The organism is Pseudomonas sp. efr-133-TYG-5, assembly GCF_030209175.1.
GTDB lineage: Bacteria > Pseudomonadota > Gammaproteobacteria > Pseudomonadales > Pseudomonadaceae > Aquipseudomonas.
This window is the reverse complement of record NZ_JARVSM010000006.1, coordinates 541,119-560,717: the sequence shown is the minus strand read 5'-3', so window position 1 is coordinate 560,717 and position 19,599 is coordinate 541,119. Positions and strand designations below refer to the sequence as shown.

Sequence of the window (19,599 nt, the reverse complement as noted above, 5' to 3'; positions counted from 1 at the left end):
CGCGAAAGCGCCACCGGCAGCACCGAAAATTTCAGAGTAGACGCATGACCTCACTGACCCTCGCCAACCTCGCCTGGACACCCCTGGGCCACGGTCACTGCCATCACCAGTTCCAGCTGCGGGACGCCTCGCTGCACGTGGCCGCCGGGGAGTTCGTCGGGCTGATCGGGCCCAACGGCAGTGGCAAGACCAGCCTGTTGCGCTGCGCCTACCGGTTCAGCCAGCCCGAGCATGGTGAGGTTCGTCTCGATCATCACAACGTCTGGAAGCAATCCTCGCGCTGGTGCGCGCAACGTATCGCCGTGGTCCTGCAGGAGTTTCCCGACGCCTTCGGCCTGACCGTCGAGGAAGTGGTCGCCATGGGCCGCACGCCGCACAAGGGCCTGTTCGACGGCGACACGCGCGAAGACCGCCAGCTCGCCACCCAGGCCCTGCAATCGGTGGGCCTCGAAGGTTTCGAAGACCACGCCTTCGCCACGCTCTCCGGCGGCGAAAAGCAACGGGTGATCCTCGCCCGTGCCCTGACCCAGCAACCGCAACTGCTGATCCTCGACGAGCCGACCAACCACCTCGACCCGCGTTATCAACTGGAGCTGCTGCAACGGGTCAAGCGTTTGCAGATCGGCACGTTGGCGAGCATCCACGACCTCAACCTGGCGGCCGCGTTCTGCGACCGTTTATATGTGATCAACCACGGCCGCATCGTCGCCAGCGGCACGCCACAAGACGTGCTTACCCGCGACCTGCTGCGCGACGTCTTCGGCGTCGAAGTGCTGATCGATGCCCACCCCCTCCACGGCTACCCGCGAATCACCTGGATAACCCGACCATGACTGTGCGCTCCCTGCTTTGCCTCGCTCTGTTGCTGGGCACCACCCAAGCCTTCGCCGAGGCCACGAAATACCCGTTGACGATTACCAGCTGCAACCGCGAAGTGACCTTCAAGCAAGCTCCGCAGCACGCACTCAGCCACGACATCAACATGACCCAGATGATGCTCGCCCTCGGCCTCAAGGCGCAGATGGTCGGCTACAGCGGCGTCAGTGGCTGGAAGGCGGTGACGCCGCAGATGCAGTCGCTGCTCGACGGTCTGCCGGAGCTGGCGGCCAAATACCCGTCGGTGGAAACCCTGCTCAACGCCAACGTCGACTTCTTCTTCGCCGGCTGGGACTACGGCATGCGCGTCGGTGGCGACCTCACGCCGCAGACCCTGCAGCCGCTGGGCATCAACGTCTATGAACTGACCGAGTCCTGCGCCTTCGTGATGAAGCGCCCCGCCGCCACGCTGGATGACACGTACAACGACCTGCGAAATCTCGGCAGGATCTTCGACGTGCAGGATCGCGCCAACGCGTTGATCGCCGACATGCAGAGTCAGGTCGCCGCAATCCGCAAAAACCTGCCCGCCGAGAAACCACGAGTGTTCCTCTATGACAGCGGCGAAGACCGCGCCATGACCTCCGGCCGACTGGGCATGCCGCAAGCGCTGATCGATGCCGCTGGCGGGCGCAACATTCTTGATGACGTCGAGGCGAGCTGGACCCGGGTCAACTGGGAAACCGTGGTCGAGCGCAATCCGCAAGTGATCGTGATCGTCGACTACAGCGAAATCACCGCCGAGCAGAAGATTGAATTCCTGCTGAAGAACACGGCGCTGCAATCGGTAGACGCGATCAGGAACCAGCGCTTCATCGTCATCCCCTACGTGCAGGCCACGCCGGGGATCGACAACGTACTCGCGGTCGAGACCCTGGCCAAAGGTTTCCACGGCGAATGATCAATCGTCGCTACTGCTGGCTGCTGCTGGCCCTCGGCGCAGTGCTGCTGGTGTCGTGCGTGGTGTCGCTGGGCTTCGGCCCGGCGCGGGTGCCGGTGGACGTGGTGTGGCGGATTCTGCTGCATAAACTGTTCGGCCTCGGCGTGCCGGACTGGAGCGCCGGCCAGGAACACATCGTCTGGCTGATCCGCGTGCCGCGCATGCTTCTGGGTGCGCTGGTCGGTGCCGGGCTGGCGCTGATCGGCGCGGTGCTGCAAGCGGTCACACGCAATCCGCTGGCTGATCCACACCTGCTCGGGGTGACCTCCGGGGCGACGCTCGGCGCGGTGATCGTGGTGCTGCATGTCGGTGAAATCGTCGGTCTGCTGACCCTGCCGATCGCCGCATTCATTGGCGCGCTGCTGAGCATGCTGGTGGTGCTGATGATCGCCAACCGCCACGGCCGTCTCGACAGCGACCGCTTGCTGCTGTGCGGAGTGGCAGTGTCGTTCGTGATGATGGCGATTGCCAACCTGCTGCTGTTCATGGGTGACCATCGCGCCAGCTCCGCGGTGATGTTCTGGATGCTCGGCGGTCTCGGTCTGGCGCGCTGGGAGTTGCTCGCGGTGCCGGCACTCAGCGTGCTGCTCGGACTGCTCTTGCTGCTGGGCATGGCCCGCCCGCTGAATGCGTTGATGGCCGGTGAACAGACCGCCGTCACGCTCGGCCTGAACGCACGCAGCGTACGCCTGCGGGTGTTCGTGATCGCCTCGCTGATGACCGGCGTGCTGGTGTCGATCAGCGGCTCCATCGGCTTTGTCGGGCTGATGGTGCCGCACATCGCCCGTCGGCTGATCGGCGCCGAACACCGGCGGTTGCTGCCGGTGTGCGTGTTCCTTGGCAGCGTGTTCCTGGTCTGGGTCGACGTCGCCGCGCGCACGCTGATCGCCCCCGAAGACCTGCCGATCGGCGTGGCCACCGCGGCACTCGGCGGCCTGTTTTTCATCGGCCTTATGCGCCGCAGATAACCCGGCGCCTCACAGTTCTTCACGATTGCGCACGATGCCCGTCGCAATCGCCTGCCGCCGACGCTCGCGCCAGCGCGTGCCCATGCGCCCGGCCTGGAGCCAGTAATGCCCGGCGATCAGCACGCGGAAATCGCCGAGGTCGATCAGCCGCGAAATGAAGTCGCTCGGGGCCAGCCCTGCCTGCCACTTGCCATCGATGAACTGCGCCGGCCGGGTACGCAGCAAGGCCTGCTCGGCCTGGGTGTAGGTCGGGCTGTAGCGGATCAGCACTCCGTGCGGCGTCGAGTAGTAGTAATCCTTGACCTTGAAGCCCTGGCTGACCAGCGCATGGGTCTGTGCATACATCTGCCCCGGTGCGGCGAAATTGGCATAGACCTGATCGGTATCCACCACCAGCAGGTTATTGCCCGACAGGTACATCTGATGGGTCGCCACCAGGATGAAGTCGCGCGGCAGTTTGCCCGAGCCGGTCGCGGCGTCGCCGACATGACGTAGGATCCGCGGCAGCGGATTTTCCCCCAGCGCCGAATAGGCCAGCGGCTCCAGCGGGACAAAGCCGTACGTCGAATTGAGCAGCGACGCCGTGCGCGCAAGAATCGCGCTGACGAACCCGGTATCCAGCACATAACCGCTGCCGGCCCTCTGCTGGGCATAGCGCGCGGCATCGTCGGCATGCTCAAAGAGCGGCCCCGGCAACGGGTCGGCGGGCATCTGCACGGACATCTCGACCATCCGCGGCTGCCAGGCCACATCGACCACGCCGCGCCGTGACCAGTAGGCGCTGGTGACGATGACTTCGAGCTTGCCGGCACGCGCCATGCGCAGCACATAACTCTGCAGATCGATGCGCCGGCGCTGATATTCGAACTCGTCCACTTGTGCCCGCTCCTGCGAGGCGAACAGGTTGCGGCGCAATTCGATCTGGCCGAACCGGTCGTGAAACTCGCCGGGCTCGAATGCGTCCATGGCGAACCGCAGCAGCGCACCGTCGGCACAGGACAGGTAGATCGGCCGGTAGCCTTGCGCTGTTTCGGCAGCCGCGCAGAGCTGATTGATCGCCAGCGGCGACGGGCAGAACCGCCGCGGGTCCTCGTCGGCGGCATCCTGCGGCATGCTGGCGGCGCGCAGGTAAAGGCCGTGCACGGCGTAACCGGCAGGCACCACCGCGTCGGCGAACACCTGCTCCACGGCCATCTTCGTGCCCTCGATGGCCACGGGCAGGCTGGCAATGAACAGACCGGACCGGGCGTTCCACAGCAGGTAGCCGAAGGTCATGTCCGATGGGCTGCGCGTGCCGTCGTGGATGTACAGCGCGGTCGCGTCCGGGTGAATGAACACCGGGCTGCAGACGGCCGGTGCCAGGGCCTTGTGCTGCGCATCTGCAACCGTGGGCAGCACTGGATACGGCATCCAGCGCGTTACCGTGCCACGCTTGCCCCACAGCCGGCTGCCGCTGACCACCTGCAGATAACCGCTCTGGGCCAGCGTATCGATCCACACTCCGGGGGTCAGCGCGCCGCTGTAGATCTGCTGTTTGATCTTCGCCGCATCGAGGTCACTCGGCAGGCTTTTGAAATCGGTCAGGACATTGGCCAGATCGGCGCGCAAACGGCTGAGGAAACCGACGTCGTAACGCACCAGCGCGCCGTCGGGAGCGAACAGGTACTCACTGATCGACGTGTACTCGCGTGGACGCTGCAAGGCCGAGTACAGGGTATCGACCGAGAGCATGTTCAGGTACGTCTGGCGCTGGATTTCGGAGAGCACCAGCGGCAGCGCCGTGACCCGTCGCGTGCGGTAGCGCGCCACCACCAGACACCCCTCGGGGTATTGCCCGGCCTGGAAGCTTTCATCGGGAAAGATCCACTGCGGGTCGAAGTCTTCCTGCGGTACTTCAACCGGGTCAGTCGCCAGGAACAAGCCATCGCGGCGCTTGAGCACCACACCGCCGACCAACTTGCTGGCGTCCGTCGGCAAGCGCGAGCGGACATACGCCACGGCATCGTCCTGGGCGATGAAGGCCGGGCTCAGCCAGCGCCGCGGCAGGTTGAGGAATGGCCGCCAGTCGGCATCCACCGGCCACGGACGATCCCAGCAGGCGCTGGTGCGCATGACGCGCAGCCCACCATGGCTGGCGACGATGCGGACGAAATCCGCCGGCTGCAGCATGCCGCTGCTCAGGCCGCTGGTGAAATCTTCGAGGCCCATGCGTGGCGTGGCGTTGTCGAACAGCTTGTTGCCCTTGCGGTTGTCGAACTTCAACAGCGCACCGTCCTGGGTGCTCAGGTACACGGGAATCGGCGCCGACGATTCCCTGACCTGGCGCCGTCGCGAGTAAAATACCGCGTTGAACAGGTCGAGAGGAGGAATGAAGTAGCGCGCCAGCCACGCGGCCGAACCCTCGGTCGGGCGTTTGACCCGCTGCCGCGAGTAGATGAAGGCATGCCGGTTGAAACCTTCGGGGTAGCCATACCAGGGTGGCATCGACGTAGCGCCGAACAGGCTCTGTGGCTGGAACACATCGTTGCGCGCTTCGCTGACCGGGACCAGTTCGCTGGCGACGTACTCTTCGCGCACGTTGTGCTTGAGGATGAAGCCGAACCACGCCCGCTCCTGGTCATGCAGGCGCGTGTCGCGCGCGTACTGATCCTCGGCCGCCGCATCTGCCGTGGCAAACACCGCGCCGAACGCCACCTGCGCGGGTCGCCGCCATGGCCACGGCGCGCTGAGCGGACTCCAGAGCGCGCTGACCTGCCCGCGCGGCCCCCACCGTTCATGGTTGTTGACAATGCTCAGGTAACCGCCCGCAGCCTGTTCGCGGATGAATGCACTCGGCAGCAGGCTGCCGCTCTCAAGGGCCACGGCCATCGGCCCGGGATGCCTGGCCGTACCCAGGCTTTGCGCCAAGACCTGGGCGATATGCGTCTCTCGCGCGTCGAAGCGCAGCAGACTGCGCTGCACCCCGGAGACGTACAGCGTGATCTCGTCGAGCAACACCTGGCGCACCTCCTCGACATTCGGCATCTGCAGGCTCAGCAGCGCCTCCTCGCGATTGCGGTGCAGGCGTTGCATGGCCACCGGGTCGAGAATCGACAGCGCCTGGTGGGCCACGTAACGCGCCTGGGCGCCGTGGCCATCGGGGAAAACCGCGCGTCCGGCGTTGTCGCGTGGATAGAAATCGCCCTGCACCAACTGTTCGATGCCACCTTCGCGCGGCTCGCTGGCCACAAAGCGCCCGTCGTTGCGCTGAAAGATGTAGCCGGCATAGCGACGTTCGCGGCGGCTGTCGATCCGTGCGTGGACATAACGCGCGGCATCGTCCGCCGAGAGAAACACCGGGCTCAGTGGCGGCCAGTCGAAGTTGGCGTACGGCACCCAGCTCGGGCCCACTTCGCCAATCCGCCCCCAGAGTACGCTACCGCGCAACACGCTCAGCTGGCCGACCCGCGCCAGCAGGGCGACGAACTGCCGCGGGGTCAAGGTGCCGGCCTGTATCCCGGCCTGCAGACCACCGTCGGCGAAACTGCCATCGGGATTGGCGCGGCTCAAGCCCCTCTCGCCTTCGGAGTCGCTGAAGCGGTACTTGAGCAGCGCGAAGTCGCGGGCCTGCATGTACAGCGACAGCGGCCGGCCCGCGACGCCCAGGTGTTTGCTGCGGGCGTGGCAGCCGACCGCCAGGGCCATTTCCGCCGGGGTGAAAAAGTTTTCGTAGAGCCACGCCTGGCTGGGCGGAAACAGCGCCGGGTCAGGCCTGGAGGCGTAGTAGAAGCCTTCCAGCGCATAGTCCGGCGGCAACTGCACCTGGCCGTCGGCCGCGCTCGGGAACAGCGACTCGGGACGCCACGCCGCGAGACCGGCGGGACGCGCGCACGTGGCGACGTAATCGTTGCGCGAACGATGCTTCAGGATCAGCCCCGAGGTCTGCGCGCCCGTGGTTTTCAGCGCGGCCAGCACCGCCCGCTCGGCACTGGCGCACAGGCGAGTCAGCGGCGGCAGTTCGCGCACGGCGTTGCCGCCGAAGGCCTTGCGCGGCTGCCAGTCCGCCGGCACCCTGCCGACCGACTCGCCCCAGTCGGCGTTCGACACGATGACCTTGAGTTCGCCCAGCGCGGCGACCTTGCGGATGATATTTTCCACCCCGTAGACCGCGATCGGATTGCCCCGCGGTGCCCCCGCCCGCAGCCAGTTGTAGTAGCTGAGTTCATCCTTCGAGCCGCTGGGCGAATACTTCAGCAGCACGCCGTCCGGCCCGGACAGATAAGCGCTGGCGAAGAAGGCGCGCTCGCTGACGTCGGAGACGAAATCGATGTCGGAAAAAAAATTCAGGAACAGCCTGAGGGTGGCCTCGTCCTGACCCGGATTGGCCTGGCGGATGATGTCGTGGGCCGGTGGATGCGAATGCACGTTGGCCACGCAGGTATAGCCCGGCGGATGCACGTAGTTGCCTTGGGCATCGACGTCGAGCAGGGTTCTGAGGTCAAAGCGCTGCACTTCTCCGGGTTGCGGTCGGGTGGCGACAAAACCTCCCTGCGGCAACCGCAGGATCACACTGCCGTGCTCCAGCCCCGAGGTGCCGGGGATCTGCCCATGCACCCAGCGGGCCGCATCGTCCTCGGTCAGGAACGGCTGGCTCAGCTTCGGCAATCGGCCTCTGGGCGGCGACACGGCGGCACGCGGTGGTCGGCCTGAAACATCATTCATGATCAACTTCCTGTTAACGAACAATCGGGAAAACGATCAAGTGAGTGTGTTTCTGCCGCGTCGCCACTCAGAGGTACATATTTATCGTTTGTGTTTCCTTTGTTGTGCTGCGGTTCAGGCGTCGACCGCGCGGCGGCTCATCTCCAGCAACAGCCTGGCGGTGAGCGGCCCGCGCGGCTGCCAGAAGCCGTCGGGTTCAAGAATCTGCAGGCGGCCGCTGAGGATCAGGGTGTTGAGCACCGCCGTCAGCTTGGACCGGGTAACGCCATTTTCGACGTCTTTCCAGTCATTGAGCAGCACCGTACTCTCGGCATCCAGATAGCTCGGCGCATAGGCCAGCAGCGCGCCGTTGCGCGGCGTCAGGTAGTAACGGCTGTCCGCAATGGCGTAGTTGCCGAGCAAGGCGATGCAGGCGCGGATCTCGTCGTGGGCGACGAAGTTGCGGTACAGCGCGGCTTCGAACGGGCTGCTGAACGACTGGGGCGTGTCGTCGACTTTGTAGATCTGCTGCACGCCCATCAGCGTGTAGCCGGGCGGGTATTTTTTCGAGTGGCTGGGGGCACCGCGCACCAGCACGCCAGCGAACAGTCGGCTGTAGGCCGGCGTGCCGGTGCGCGGCCCGAGCGGCACCGTCGGGCCACTGTCATCCAGCGGCTCCGTGGCAGCAAAGTTGGTCTGCCCGGCATCGCGGACAATCGCGCCGAGCCAGGCCTTGTCGCGAGCGTGACGCACGCGCTGCCACATCCAGCGCGCGGCATCGTCCGGGTGCGCGCACAGCGGGCCGAGCACCAGCGGCCCGTCGTCAGCCGCCGGGGCCGGCGCGACCTTGCCCGGCGTCCAGTCCGCCCCCACGCGTCCTGCCGTGGCCCACGTCGCACTGCGCTCCAGCACCTGCAACTCACCGCTGCCGGCGACCTTGCGAATGTACTCGGCAGGATTGCCGGCGCCCTGCAGCGACTGCACGTAGGCCGTCATCTGCGCGTGGGTGGGCAGATCACTGGCCCAGCGCTCGCGGGCATCGTACTTGAGCAACGCACCATCGGCGCAGGACAGGTACAGCGACTTGTAGCGCGCGCCCGGCTGCGCCGCGATCACCTCGACCATGGCCTGGGCAGCGCTGAGCACCGACGGTGGAATGAAATTGCGATACACCGGCGATTGCGGCAGCTCCTCGGGCTGGCGCGCGGGGGCGCACAGATACAGGCCCTGCAGGGTGTACCCGGTCGGCAGCTGGCCGCGCAGGAAGACCCGCTCGTAGGGAAACTTCCCATCATCGGCACTGACCGGCAGGCTGACCACCGAGTGTGCGAAGCGCGCAGACGTCAGCACGAAACCGAAGCGCCAGTGTTCACGCGCGCCCGCCTGCGCATGGGCATGGCGTACCGCGTCGTCGGCATGACAGAACGCCGGACTCAACGCCTGGTCAGCCGTGGCGACCCGCACCGGCTCGGGGACCGTATAGCCCAGCGGGAGCGGCCGCCAGCCGGGTTGCAGCTTGCGTGGCTGCCCCCACAGGCGGCTGCCCTGCACCACGTGGAGCGCGCCGACCCTGATCAAGCGGTTGACCAGTTCGGTCGGCGTACCGACGCCATTGCGCATGCGCCGTTCGAGCAGGTTGCTCCACGGGTCATGGGCCGCGTCCGTGGAAGGCGCGAGCTGACTTTCAAGCAGTGCCACATCGGCAGCCAGACGGCTCTTCTGCGCCGTGGCCAACAGGTCATGCTCGGCATCGCGCAGGCTGAAGCCGAGGATCGAACCCTCGGCGCCCAGCAGGTATTCGTGCGTCCACAAGTGATCCGACGTCAGCGCCGTGGCCAGCACCTCGGTGGAAAACAGATCGCGATACACCGGGCGCTCCAGGCTCGGCAGCAGGAACGGCAGTTCGCTGGCCACGCGGCTGCGATAACGGCCGACGATCTTGCAGCCCGGTGCCAGCAGGTTCAGCTCGACATCTTCATCGGGAAGGATCCACTTCGGATCGAAGTCCTCGGTGAACAGCGGCAGCGGTTCGGTGGCCATGAACAGGCCGTCGCCACGCTTGAGCACCAGGCCGGCGTGGATCTGCTCGCGCGCCGCGCCGAGCAGGCGTGCGACGTGGCGGATCGCATCGACCTGACAAACGTAGGCCGGGGTCAGCGCGCGGCGCAGGAAGCGCGGATAGGGTTTCCAGTCCGCCGCCAGTCGCGCAGGGCTCGCCTCGCCCCAGAGTTCATTGCCGACCACCACGCTCAGCCAGCTCTGGGTGATCACCTGCGTGACGAATCGCTTCGCCGACAATTGCCCGCTGCGCAGTTGCGTGTGCACATCCTCGGCCACGCCCGAGGTCTGGATCCGCGGGTTGAACAGCGTCGTCGAGTTCGGTGCCTGGTATTTCAGCAAGGCGTGATCGAGGGTCGAGAGGTAGACCGGCAGCCCGGTCTTGGCACCTTCGGGCCGCAGGCGCCGGGCCTCGAAGAACGCCGTGTACAGCTCCTCCGAGGAGAGGAAGTGACGGCCCAGCCACTGCGCGGCCGTGGCGAGTTTTTTCGGCAGCCACTGTCGGGCGTAGAACAACCCGTGCAGCTTGAACGCCGGCGGAAATTCCACGGCCCCGCCGTCGTCGCTGCGGAACAGGCTGGCCTGGGCGAACAGCGGTTGTTCGGCGCTGACCGGCACCGTTTCGCTGACGACGTACTCGTCGCGGCTCACGTGCTTGAGGATGAAGGCAAAGCAGGTCTGGTGCGGGCCACAGCGCTGCACACGCTGATGGGCTGCGCTGGCCGCCGCGTTGGCATCGCTGAACAACGCCCCGAAGGCGACTTGCTCGGGCGTCTGGAACGCCTTGGCGGGCGCAAAGGCCTGCCAGTATTCCGGCACCACGCCGCGTGCGCCCCACAACGGATTGCCGATCACCACCCGCAGGCTGCCGGCGCTGGCCAGTTGCTTGACCACGTCCTCCGGCGTCATCGCACCACGCGCCAGGTCCTCGGCCATACGGCTGCCCTTGGCCGTCGGCGTCACCTCGCTCAACAAGACGTTCTCCGCCTGCGTGCCGCTGCTGTCGTAGGCGATCAGGGCATCTTCGGCGCAGGACAGATAGGCCAGCGGCGCATGCTGGCGGTTGCGCAGAATGGCGTACAGATCGGCGTCGGAAAACAGCTGCGCATCGAGGCTGGCCTGCTCGCGGTTCCAGGCGTGACGCTGCATGCGTTGCGGGTCGTACAGCGACAGTGCCAGGCGCGAGGCGTACGTCGCGCGCAGCACGTAACCCGGCGGCAGGATCGGCTTGCCGGCGACATCCACCGGATACACCTGCCCAGGGGCAAACCGCGCCGACTGAGCGACCACCTGCGGTTCGGTGACGACAAACCTGCCGTCCTCGCGCTCCAGCACACAGCCGCGAAACTCGTAGTCACGCTGGGTGCCGATGCGCTCGTGGGCATAACGCGCCGCATCGTCCGCGGCGAGAAACGCCGGGCTCAGCTGCGGTTTCGCGAGGCTGGCAAAGGGCTGCCAGGTCAGGCCGACAGGCCCCTCGACGTCCCACAAGCGACCCGCGCGCAGCACCGTCAAGGCGCCGGCCGCCGCCACGCGCCGGACAAAGGCCTCGGGGCTCAGCGTGCCGGCCTCGAGCTCGGCCTGCTCGCCGTTGTCGGCGACCACGCCATGAGGATTGACGCTGTACAGCTGGCTCTCCTGCGCCGACCCGGAAAACGCGTAGCGCAACTGCGCGCCGTCGCGGGTACTGAGGTAGAGCGCCAGTCCAGGCGTCTTGCGCACGCGGGACGTGCCGATGGCCTGGGCGAAATCCGTGGCCGAGAGAAAACTTTCGTACAGCCACGGCTGTTCGGTGATCCGCCGCTTGTCCGGCAACGCCTGGTAGCAGAGACCGTGGATCGCCAGGTCCGGGGGAAGGCGCGGCTGGCCGGCATCATCGACCGTGAACACCTGCAGTGGCGAGAACAGCGGCAAGCCCCTGGCCGCATCGTGGTCGAGCGGTTCACTGACCACGTACTCGGCGCTCCTGGTGCTTTTCAGCAGGAACGCCAGCTGCCTGACGGCAGGTTTTGCCTGCATCCGGTCGTGGGCCCATTGCGCGGCCGTGGTCGGGTCCTGGAACACCCAGCTGAACGCAGGCTCAGGGGGGGCGGCGGCGGTGAACGGCTGATAGGCAATCCACGAACCCGGAACCTTGCCGCGCGAACCGCGCCAGACGTTGCTGGAAATCAGCACCTGCAACTCACCGAGCCGGACGAGCTTCTTGACCATCTGCATCGCTGTGCCGTCAAAGCCGTCGAGGCCGATGATGACGGCGCCGGTGCTCAGGCCATTTTCCAGGAACACACCAAAGTTGCGTTCCTCCGGCGAACTGCTGCAGGTGTACTTGACGAGTGAGCCTTCGGCCGACGAGTTGTAGACCACCCTGAGCGGATCCTTGCCTGACATGAGCGCCGCGAGGGTGGCAAAACCCGGGAGGCTGGTCAGCAAGTCGATGCGGTCCTCCGACCAGTTCGGCTTGTCTCGCCGATGTTGTTCCTTGTTATCGGCCAGCGTCTTGTACATTGCCACGTAGCGCAAACCCGGCAGCTCGATATAGTGCTCCGACAGGCCACCGGCATACGGCAATCCCCAATCCTTGGCCCAGTTCGACGCGGTGATCGGCGCCGTGGCGAAAAAGCGGCCGTCGCTGCGTTCGAGCACGAAGCCCAGGTGATCGCTGTCGCGTCTGTCGCGCATCTGATAATGCACCCAGCGGGCCGCATCGTCAGCGGTGACGAAGGCCGGGCTCAACGATTGGTGAATCCGTTCGAACGGGCGCCAGTCCTGCCCGACGGGGCCGGCCCGGTCCCACAGCTCGCCGGGTTGCACAACCAGCAACCGGCCGGCCGCCGCGACCTGCAGGACGAACTCATACGGACTCAGGGTGCCGGCCTTCAACGCCTTCTGCAGCGTGGCGCCGGCCAGCAGATCGGTTTCGGCAGCGGAGCCGGAGCAGGTGTAGCTCAGCAAGGCCTTGCCCTGGGTGCGCATGTACACCGTCAACCCGCGCTGGGGGTCTTGCAGGTAGATGTCCTTGCGTGACTGGGCGATGACCGTCGCCAGCGCGGCGGGACTGAAGAAGTGCTTGTACAGCCAGGCCTGGTTTTTCGCTGACATCCCCGGTTTGACATGTTCCACATAGTAGATCCCGTCGAGGCGAAACCCGGAGGGCAGTCGCGGCCCACCCGCCTCGCGTCGCGGGTAATCATCCAGCGCGGCAAACAACGCCACGTGATCGCGCCACGGGTAAGTCGCGACGTATTCGTCCTTGCCCGAAGCCTTGAGGACGAACCCCATGAAATCGAAACCGAGCGCGGCGCTGCCCGCATTCATGATGGCACCGAGTGCCTCGGCCGGATCATCGAACACCGGCGAACAGAACGGCTGCTCCGTGGCCACCTGCAGGGTGTTCGCCGGCTCCCTGATGGCCCAGTCACCGTCAAACTGGCCCCGCCGGTTGCCCCATAATTCATCGGGGAACACCAGGCTCAGCGCACCGACCTTGGCCAGTTCGTCGATCGGTTCTTCGCTGTAGGTGAAGGTCCCTTCGGCACGCCCCTTGGCAATTTCCAACGCCAGCAGCAACTCGGCCGGCGAACCGCTGGGCACGTATTTGAGCAGGCTGGTGGGGCTGCCGGAGAGGTAATAGGCCGGGGCGAATGCGCGGTGCTGAAACATGAACAGCTTGTCGAATTCGGAGTAGAAACTCACCACCAGCGCAACCTGGTCGTCGCTCAGGCCCGGGTTGTTTTTCTTCACCTCGGCATGACCGGCCGGGTGCGAATGGTAGAGCGCCTGGCACGTGTACCCGGCGGGGTGAAGGAAATTGCCCTGCGCATCCATCGCCAGCAGTTTCTTGAAGTCGAAGTGCATCTGCTCGCCAGCGACCGGCCGGGTCGCCACGAAGCGACCGTCCTCGCGCTGCAGAATCAGCCCACCGTATTCCTTGTCGCGCTTGTCGCCGATGGCTTCATGGGCGAACCGTGCGGCGTCGTCCGCACTGATAAATGGCGGGCCCAGTGCCGGCAGCTCGATACGATTCAATAAGTTATCCATAACGCACCCATCCGTGGAGATTGAAAGTCGTGGTGGCGTCCCCGCGCAAGCGCCGGGAAATCGCCCGCTCCATGATCGACATTCGCCCTGCGCGCCAGCGGTACATATGTATTGCCCGGCAAAAATCCACCTCGGCACCACATCGGCGCATCGCGCGCACCGAGCGCGACATTCAGCGCCAACGTGGTGCGCGGCGGACGGATTTGTCGGCATCGAACGCCCGAAACAGAGCCACCGCGGCCGTGGGCACAACCCTTGCTAAAGCTGCTTCAGCGTCCGTATCTGCCAACCAGAAAAATTAAACGTTCATGGAGATCGCACAATGAAGCGTCGCAGTTTGCTCAAGGCTTTCACACTATCGGCAAGCATTGCCGCGATGGGCATGACCTGGACTGTCCAGGCGGCCGAGACCATCAAGGTCGGGATCCTGCATTCGTTGTCCGGGACCATGGCGATCTCTGAAACCTCGTTGAAAGACATGGCGTTGATGACCATCGACGAAATCAATGCCAAGGGCGGCGTGAACGGCAAGATGCTTGAACCGGTGGTGGTCGACCCGGCGTCGAACTGGCCGCTGTTCGCCGAGAAGGGCCGCCAGTTGCTGACCCAGGACAAGGTCGCGGTGGTGTTCGGTTGCTGGACGTCGGTGTCACGCAAATCGGTGCTGCCGGTGTTCGAGGAACTCAACGGCCTGCTGTTCTACCCGGTGCAATACGAAGGCGAAGAGATGTCGCCGAACGTGTTCTACACCGGCGCCGCGCCGAATCAGCAGGCGATCCCGGCTGTTGAATACCTGATGAGCGAAGAAGGCGGCAGCGCCAAGCGCTACTTCCTGCTCGGCACCGACTACGTCTACCCGCGCACCACCAACAAGATCCTGCGCTCGTTCCTGCATTCCAAAGGCGTCGCCGACAAGGACATCGAAGAGGTCTACACGCCGTTCGGTCACAGCGACTACCAGACCATTGTCGCCAACATCAAGAAATTCTCCGCCGGCGGCAAAACCGCTGTCATCTCCACCGTCAACGGCGACTCCAACGTGCCGTTCTACAAGGAACTGGCCAACCAGGGCCTGAAAGCCACTGACGTACCGGTGGTGGCGTTCTCGGTGGGCGAAGAGGAACTGCGCGGCATCGACACCAAACCGCTGGTGGGCAACCTCGCGGCGTGGAACTACTTCGAATCCGTCGAGAATCCGGTGAACAAGAAGTTCGTCGATGACTGGAAGGCCTACGCGAAGAAACACAACCTGCCGGGCGCGGACAAAGCCGTGACCAACGACCCGATGGAAGCCACCTACGTCGGCATCCACATGTGGGCGCAAGCGGTGGAGAAAGCCAAGTCCACCGACGTCGACAAGGTGCGTGAAGCCCTCGCCGGCCAGACCTTCGCCGCCCCGTCGGGCTACACCCTGACCATGGACAAGACCAACCACCACCTGCACAAACCGGTGATGATCGGCGAGATCCAGAGCGACGGTCAGTTCAACGTGGTGTGGCAGACCGAAGGCCCGATCCGCGCGCAGCCTTGGAGTCCGTTTATCCAAGGTAATGACAAGAAGCCGGATTATGCGGTGAAGAGCAACTGAGCCACTGGATGTCAGTCCTGCGCCTGGCGTGAGACTGACGCAATTCCCAGTGGGAGCGAGCCTGCTCGCGAAGACGTCGGCACATCAAGCATGCGTGTGACTGACAGAACGCTTTCGCGAGCAGGCTCGCTCCCACAATGTCCGCGTCAAGGCGACTGACTATGCCCACTGCCCTCTACCGTTTGCTTCTCGCCCTCGCACTGTTGCTGCCGATGGCCGCCCACGCCGGTGATGCCGAAGACTTCGTCGCCGCCAATCCCGTGCAGCAAGCCAAACTCCTCGAAGCCTGGGCCGCGCAGCCTGATCCGCAGCGCATCGAACTGCTCGGCGCCTTGCAACAGGGTGAGCTGAGCGTCGACGGCCAAGCGAAAACCCTGCGCCTGAACAATCGCCTGCGGGGTCTGATCGACACCGCCATGGCCAGCCACCAGTTGCTCGCCGCCGACGCCAGAATCCGTCTGGGTGCCGCGCAGCAACTGCAGAAAAGCGCCAAACCGGCGCAGCTGAAATTCCTCGACCAGCAACTGGCTGGCGAAAAAGACGAGCACGTCCACGCCGCCCTGAGCCTGGCGCTGGCCAACCTGCAACTGGTCGACAGCGACCCGGCCGTACGCCTGGCGGCCGTGCGTCTGCTCGGCGAAACCGGCGACCCGCTGGCCCGTACCCGCCTCGAAGGCCTGCTCGAACCCGGCGTCGAAGCCGACGCCAACGTGCGTACCGCCGCCGAAACCAGCCTGGCCCAGGTCAAACGCAAACTGCTGGTCGGCGAACTGCTCGGCCAGGCGTTCAGCGGCATGTCCCTCGGCTCGATCCTGCTGCTCGCCGCCCTGGGTCTGGCAATCACCTTCGGCCTGCTCGGGGTGATCAACATGGCCCACGGCGAAATGCTCATGCTCGGCGCCTACTCGACCTACGTGGTGCAGCTGATGTTCCAGCGCTATGCGCCGCAAGCCATCGAGTTCTATCCACTGATCGCCCTGCCGGTGGCGTTCTTCGTCACCGCGGCCATCGGCATGGCGCTGGAGCGCACGGTGATCCGCCACCTCTACGGCCGGCCGCTGGAAACCCTGCTGGCCACCTGGGGCATCAGCCTGATGCTGATTCAACTGGTGCGCCTGGTGTTCGGCGCACAGAACGTCGAAGTGGCGAATCCGGCGTGGCTGTCGGGCGGCATCCAAGTGCTGCCGAACCTGGTGCTGCCGTACAACCGCATCGTCATCATCGCCTTCGCCTTGTTCGTGGTGGTGCTCACCTGGCTGCTGCTGAACAAGACACGCCTGGGCCTGAACGTGCGGGCGGTCACCCAGAACCGCAACATGGCCGCCTGCTGCGGCGTGCCCACCGGCCGCGTCGACATGCTCGCCTTCGGCCTTGGATCGGGCATCGCCGGCCTCGGTGGCGTGGCGCTGAGCCAGATCGGCAACGTCGGCCCGGACCTCGGCCAGAGCTACATCATCGACTCGTTCCTGGTGGTGGTGCTCGGCGGTGTCGGGCAACTGGCCGGCAGCGTGTTCGCCGCCTTCGGCCTGGGCATCGCCAACAAGATTCTCGAGCCGCAGATCGGTGCGGTACTGGGCAAGATCCTGATCCTCGCGCTGATCATTCTGTTCATCCAGAAACGTCCGCAAGGCCTCTTCGCACTGAAAGGACGGGTGATCGACTGATGAACCAGCCAATGATGCTGACCGCCACACAAAAGGCCGGACCGAAAATCACCCTGGCCATCGGCGCCGTGGTGCTCGCGGTGCTGATCGCCCTGCCGCTGCTGTCGCTGCTGCCGGCCGACAGTGCACTGCACGTCTCGGCCTACACCCTGACCCTGGTCGGCAAGATCCTCTGCTACGCCATCGTCGCCCTGGCGCTGGACCTGGTCTGGGGATATGCCGGATTGCTGTCGCTGGGCCACGGGCTGTTCTTCGCCCTCGGCGGTTATGCGATGGGCATGTACCTGATGCGCCAGGCGGCCGGTGACGGCTTGCCGGCGTTCATGACCTTCCTGTCGTGGACCGAGTTGCCGTGGTACTGGAGCGGCACCGGCAGCTTCCTCTGGGCGCTGTGCCTGGTGGTCCTGGCGCCTGGCCTGCTGGCGCTGGTGTTCGGTTTCTTCGCCTTCCGTTCGCGGATCAAGGGCGTGTACTTCTCGATCATGACCCAGGCCCTGACCTTCGCCGGCATGCTGCTGTTCTTCCGCAACGAAACCGGCTTCGGCGGCAACAACGGCTTCACCAATTTCCGCACGATCCTAGGCTTCGGCATCACCGAACCGGGCACGCGGGCGGTGCTGTTTCTGGCCACGGTGCTGTTGCTGGTGGCGAGCCTGTTCATCGGCTGGCGCCTGGCGCAAAGCAAGTTCGGGCGAGTCCTGACCGCGCTGCGCGATGCAGAAAACCGCCTGATGTTCTGCGGCTACGACCCGCGCGGCTTCAAGCTCTTCGTGTGGGTCTTGAGCGCGGTGCTGTGTGGCCTGGCCGGAGCCTTGTATGTGCCGCAGGTCGGCATCATCAACCCCAGCGAAATGTCACCGACCAACTCCATCGAAGCGGCCGTGTGGGTCGCGCTCGGCGGCCGCGGCACGCTGATCGGGCCGCTGCTCGGCGCCGGCGTGGTCAATGGCATGAAGAGCTGGTTCACCGTGGCGTTCCCCGAATACTGGCTGTTCTTCCTCGGTGCGCTGTTCATCGTGGTGACGTTGTACCTGCCCAAGGGTGTGATCGGCCTGCTGAAAAAACGAGGTGAATCATGAGAGTCACGGCGAGCGCTGAATTCATGCTGGAGCCGGCGTTTTTCCCGGTGGAACCGAACAAGGACGAGGGCACCAGCCGCGACTCGATCGGCCTCGGCCAGCGCGTCGGCCCGGGCCTCGATACCCGCCACGGCACGATCCTGACCCTGGAAGACATCAGCGTCAGCTTCGACGGCTTCCGCGCCTTGAACAATCTCAACCTGTACATCGGCGTCGGCGAACTGCGCTGCATCATCGGCCCCAACGGCGCGGGCAAGACCACGTTGATGGACGTTATCACCGGCAAGACCCGCCCCAGCCACGGCAAGGCCTGGTTCGGCGAAACCCTCGACCTGACGCAGATGAGCGAAGTGCAGATCGCCCAGGCCGGGATCGGCCGCAAGTTCCAGAAGCCGACGGTGTTCGAAGCCCTGAGCGTGTTCGAAAACCTCGAACTGGCGCAGAAAACCGACAAGTCGGTGTGGGCCAGTCTGCGCGCGCGGTTGAGCGGCGAACAGAAAGACCGCATCAGCGAAGTGCTGGACACCATTCGCCTGACCACCTCGGTCAATCGCCCGGCGGGGCTGTTGTCCCACGGCCAGAAACAGTTCCTGGAGATCGGCATGCTGCTGATGCAGGACCCGCAATTGCTGCTGCTCGATGAACCGGTGGCGGGCATGACCGATGCCGAAACCGAGTTCACCGCCGAGCTGTTCAAGTCACTGGCGGGCAAGCATTCGCTGATGGTGGTGGAACACGACATGGGCTTCGTCGGCTCGATTGCCGACCACGTCACCGTGCTGCACCAGGGCAGCGTGCTGGCCGAAGGCTCGCTGGAGCAGGTGCAGGCCGATGAGCGAGTTATCGAAGTCTATTTAGGAAGGTGAGTCGGCCAGCTCCAAGCCGCAAGCTTCAAGCGGCAAGCCAAAAACAAAGGCGTACCCCTCCCGCTCTTACTTGCAGCTTGAAGCTTGCCGCTTGAAGCCCAACCAACGGAGTTCCGATGCTACAGGTCGAAAAACTGCACCAATACTACGGCGGTAGCCACATCCTGCGCGGCCTCAGCTTCGAGGTGAAGGTCGGCGAAGTCACCTGCCTGCTCGGGCGCAACGGCGTCGGCAAGACCACCCTGCTCAAATGCCTGATGGGCCTGCTGCCGGCCAGGGAAGGTGCGGTGAACTGGGAGGGCAAGCCGATCACCACGTTCAAGCCGCATCAACGCGTGCACGCCGGCATCGCCTACGTGCCCCAGGGGCGGGAGATCTTCGGCCGGCTGACGGTGGAGGAAAATCTGCTGATGGGCCTGTCACGGTTTCCAGGCAGCGAAGCGAAAGAAGTCCCCGGTTTCATCTACGAACTGTTCCCGGTGCTGCTACAAATGAAGCAGCGGCGCGGCGGTGACCTGTCCGGTGGTCAACAGCAGCAACTGGCGATCGGCCGCGCACTGGCCAGCCGCCCGCGCCTGCTGATCCTCGACGAGCCGACCGAAGGCATCCAGCCCTCGGTGATCAAAGAGATCGGCGCTGTGATCAAGCAGCTCGCCGCGCGCGGCGACATGGCGATTCTGCTGGTGGAGCAGTTCTACGATTTCGCCGCGGAACTGGCCGATCAATACCTGGTGATGTCCCGTGGCGAGATCGTGCAACAGGGCCGCGGTGAAAATATGGAGGCCGAAGGGGTACGCGGGCTAGTCACGATCTAAGCCGACGATCTAATCTGTAGCTTCCTA

General features: G+C 65.0%; 10 protein-coding genes. 8 read left to right on the top strand and 2 right to left on the bottom strand.

Going from position 1 to position 19,599, the window contains the following annotated elements:
- The first annotated feature begins 44 nt into the window (after positions 1-44).
- Genes QRN70_RS21435 through QRN70_RS21425 form a run of 3 tightly spaced genes read left to right on the top strand, consistent with a single transcriptional unit; the run spans position 45 to position 2,784 of the window.
- On the top strand, positions 45-833 hold the full coding sequence (locus QRN70_RS21435; RefSeq protein ID WP_285419889.1) for an ABC transporter ATP-binding protein: 789 nt from the start codon (positions 45-47) through the stop codon (positions 831-833).
- The gene (locus QRN70_RS21430) at positions 830-1,777 is read left to right on the top strand and encodes an ABC transporter substrate-binding protein (RefSeq protein WP_285419888.1); all 948 of its coding nucleotides are present in this window, start codon (positions 830-832) and stop codon (positions 1,775-1,777) included. The genes QRN70_RS21435 and QRN70_RS21430 overlap by 4 nt, the downstream gene beginning before the upstream one ends.
- Entirely contained in the window at positions 1,774-2,784 is a 1,011-nt protein-coding gene (locus tag QRN70_RS21425; protein ID WP_285419887.1) for a FecCD family ABC transporter permease, read from the top strand. Before QRN70_RS21430 ends, QRN70_RS21425 begins: the two co-directional genes overlap by 4 nt.
- A gap of 9 nt (positions 2,785-2,793) precedes the next feature.
- Here the strand turns inward: QRN70_RS21425 and QRN70_RS21420 are convergent, their stop codons facing one another.
- Both QRN70_RS21420 and QRN70_RS21415 read right to left on the bottom strand, forming a co-directional pair.
- Positions 2,794-7,485: a DUF4329 domain-containing protein gene (locus tag QRN70_RS21420; RefSeq protein WP_285419886.1), complete on the bottom strand. Its 4,692-nt coding sequence runs from the start codon at positions 7,483-7,485 to the stop codon at positions 2,794-2,796.
- A 114-nt stretch (positions 7,486-7,599) separates the two neighbouring features.
- On the bottom strand, positions 7,600-13,560 hold the full coding sequence (locus tag QRN70_RS21415) for a DUF4329 domain-containing protein (RefSeq protein ID WP_285419885.1): 5,961 nt from the start codon (positions 13,558-13,560) through the stop codon (positions 7,600-7,602).
- A gap of 322 nt (positions 13,561-13,882) precedes the next feature.
- Between QRN70_RS21415 and urtA the strand changes: the two genes are divergently transcribed.
- The 5 genes from urtA (at position 13,883) to urtE (ending at position 19,572) form a co-directional block, all read left to right on the top strand.
- On the top strand, positions 13,883-15,148 hold the full coding sequence (urtA, locus tag QRN70_RS21410; protein WP_285419884.1) for an urea ABC transporter substrate-binding protein: 1,266 nt from the start codon (positions 13,883-13,885) through the stop codon (positions 15,146-15,148).
- 161 nt (positions 15,149-15,309) lie between these two features.
- Positions 15,310-16,812: an urea ABC transporter permease subunit UrtB gene (urtB, locus tag QRN70_RS21405; protein WP_285419883.1), complete on the top strand. Its 1,503-nt coding sequence runs from the start codon at positions 15,310-15,312 to the stop codon at positions 16,810-16,812.
- The gene (gene urtC / locus QRN70_RS21400) at positions 16,812-17,891 is read left to right on the top strand and encodes an urea ABC transporter permease subunit UrtC (RefSeq protein ID WP_285419882.1); all 1,080 of its coding nucleotides are present in this window, start codon (positions 16,812-16,814) and stop codon (positions 17,889-17,891) included. Before urtB ends, urtC begins: the two co-directional genes overlap by 1 nt.
- Positions 17,888-18,757, top strand: a complete 870-nt coding sequence (gene urtD, locus QRN70_RS21395; RefSeq protein ID WP_502941639.1) for an urea ABC transporter ATP-binding protein UrtD — start codon at positions 17,888-17,890, stop codon at positions 18,755-18,757. The genes urtC and urtD overlap by 4 nt, the downstream gene beginning before the upstream one ends.
- Before the next feature lie 116 nt (positions 18,758-18,873).
- A complete protein-coding gene (urtE, locus tag QRN70_RS21390; protein ID WP_285419881.1) occupies positions 18,874-19,572 on the top strand; it encodes an urea ABC transporter ATP-binding subunit UrtE in 699 nt (232 codons plus the stop codon).
- Positions 19,573-19,599: the final 27 nt, after the last annotated feature.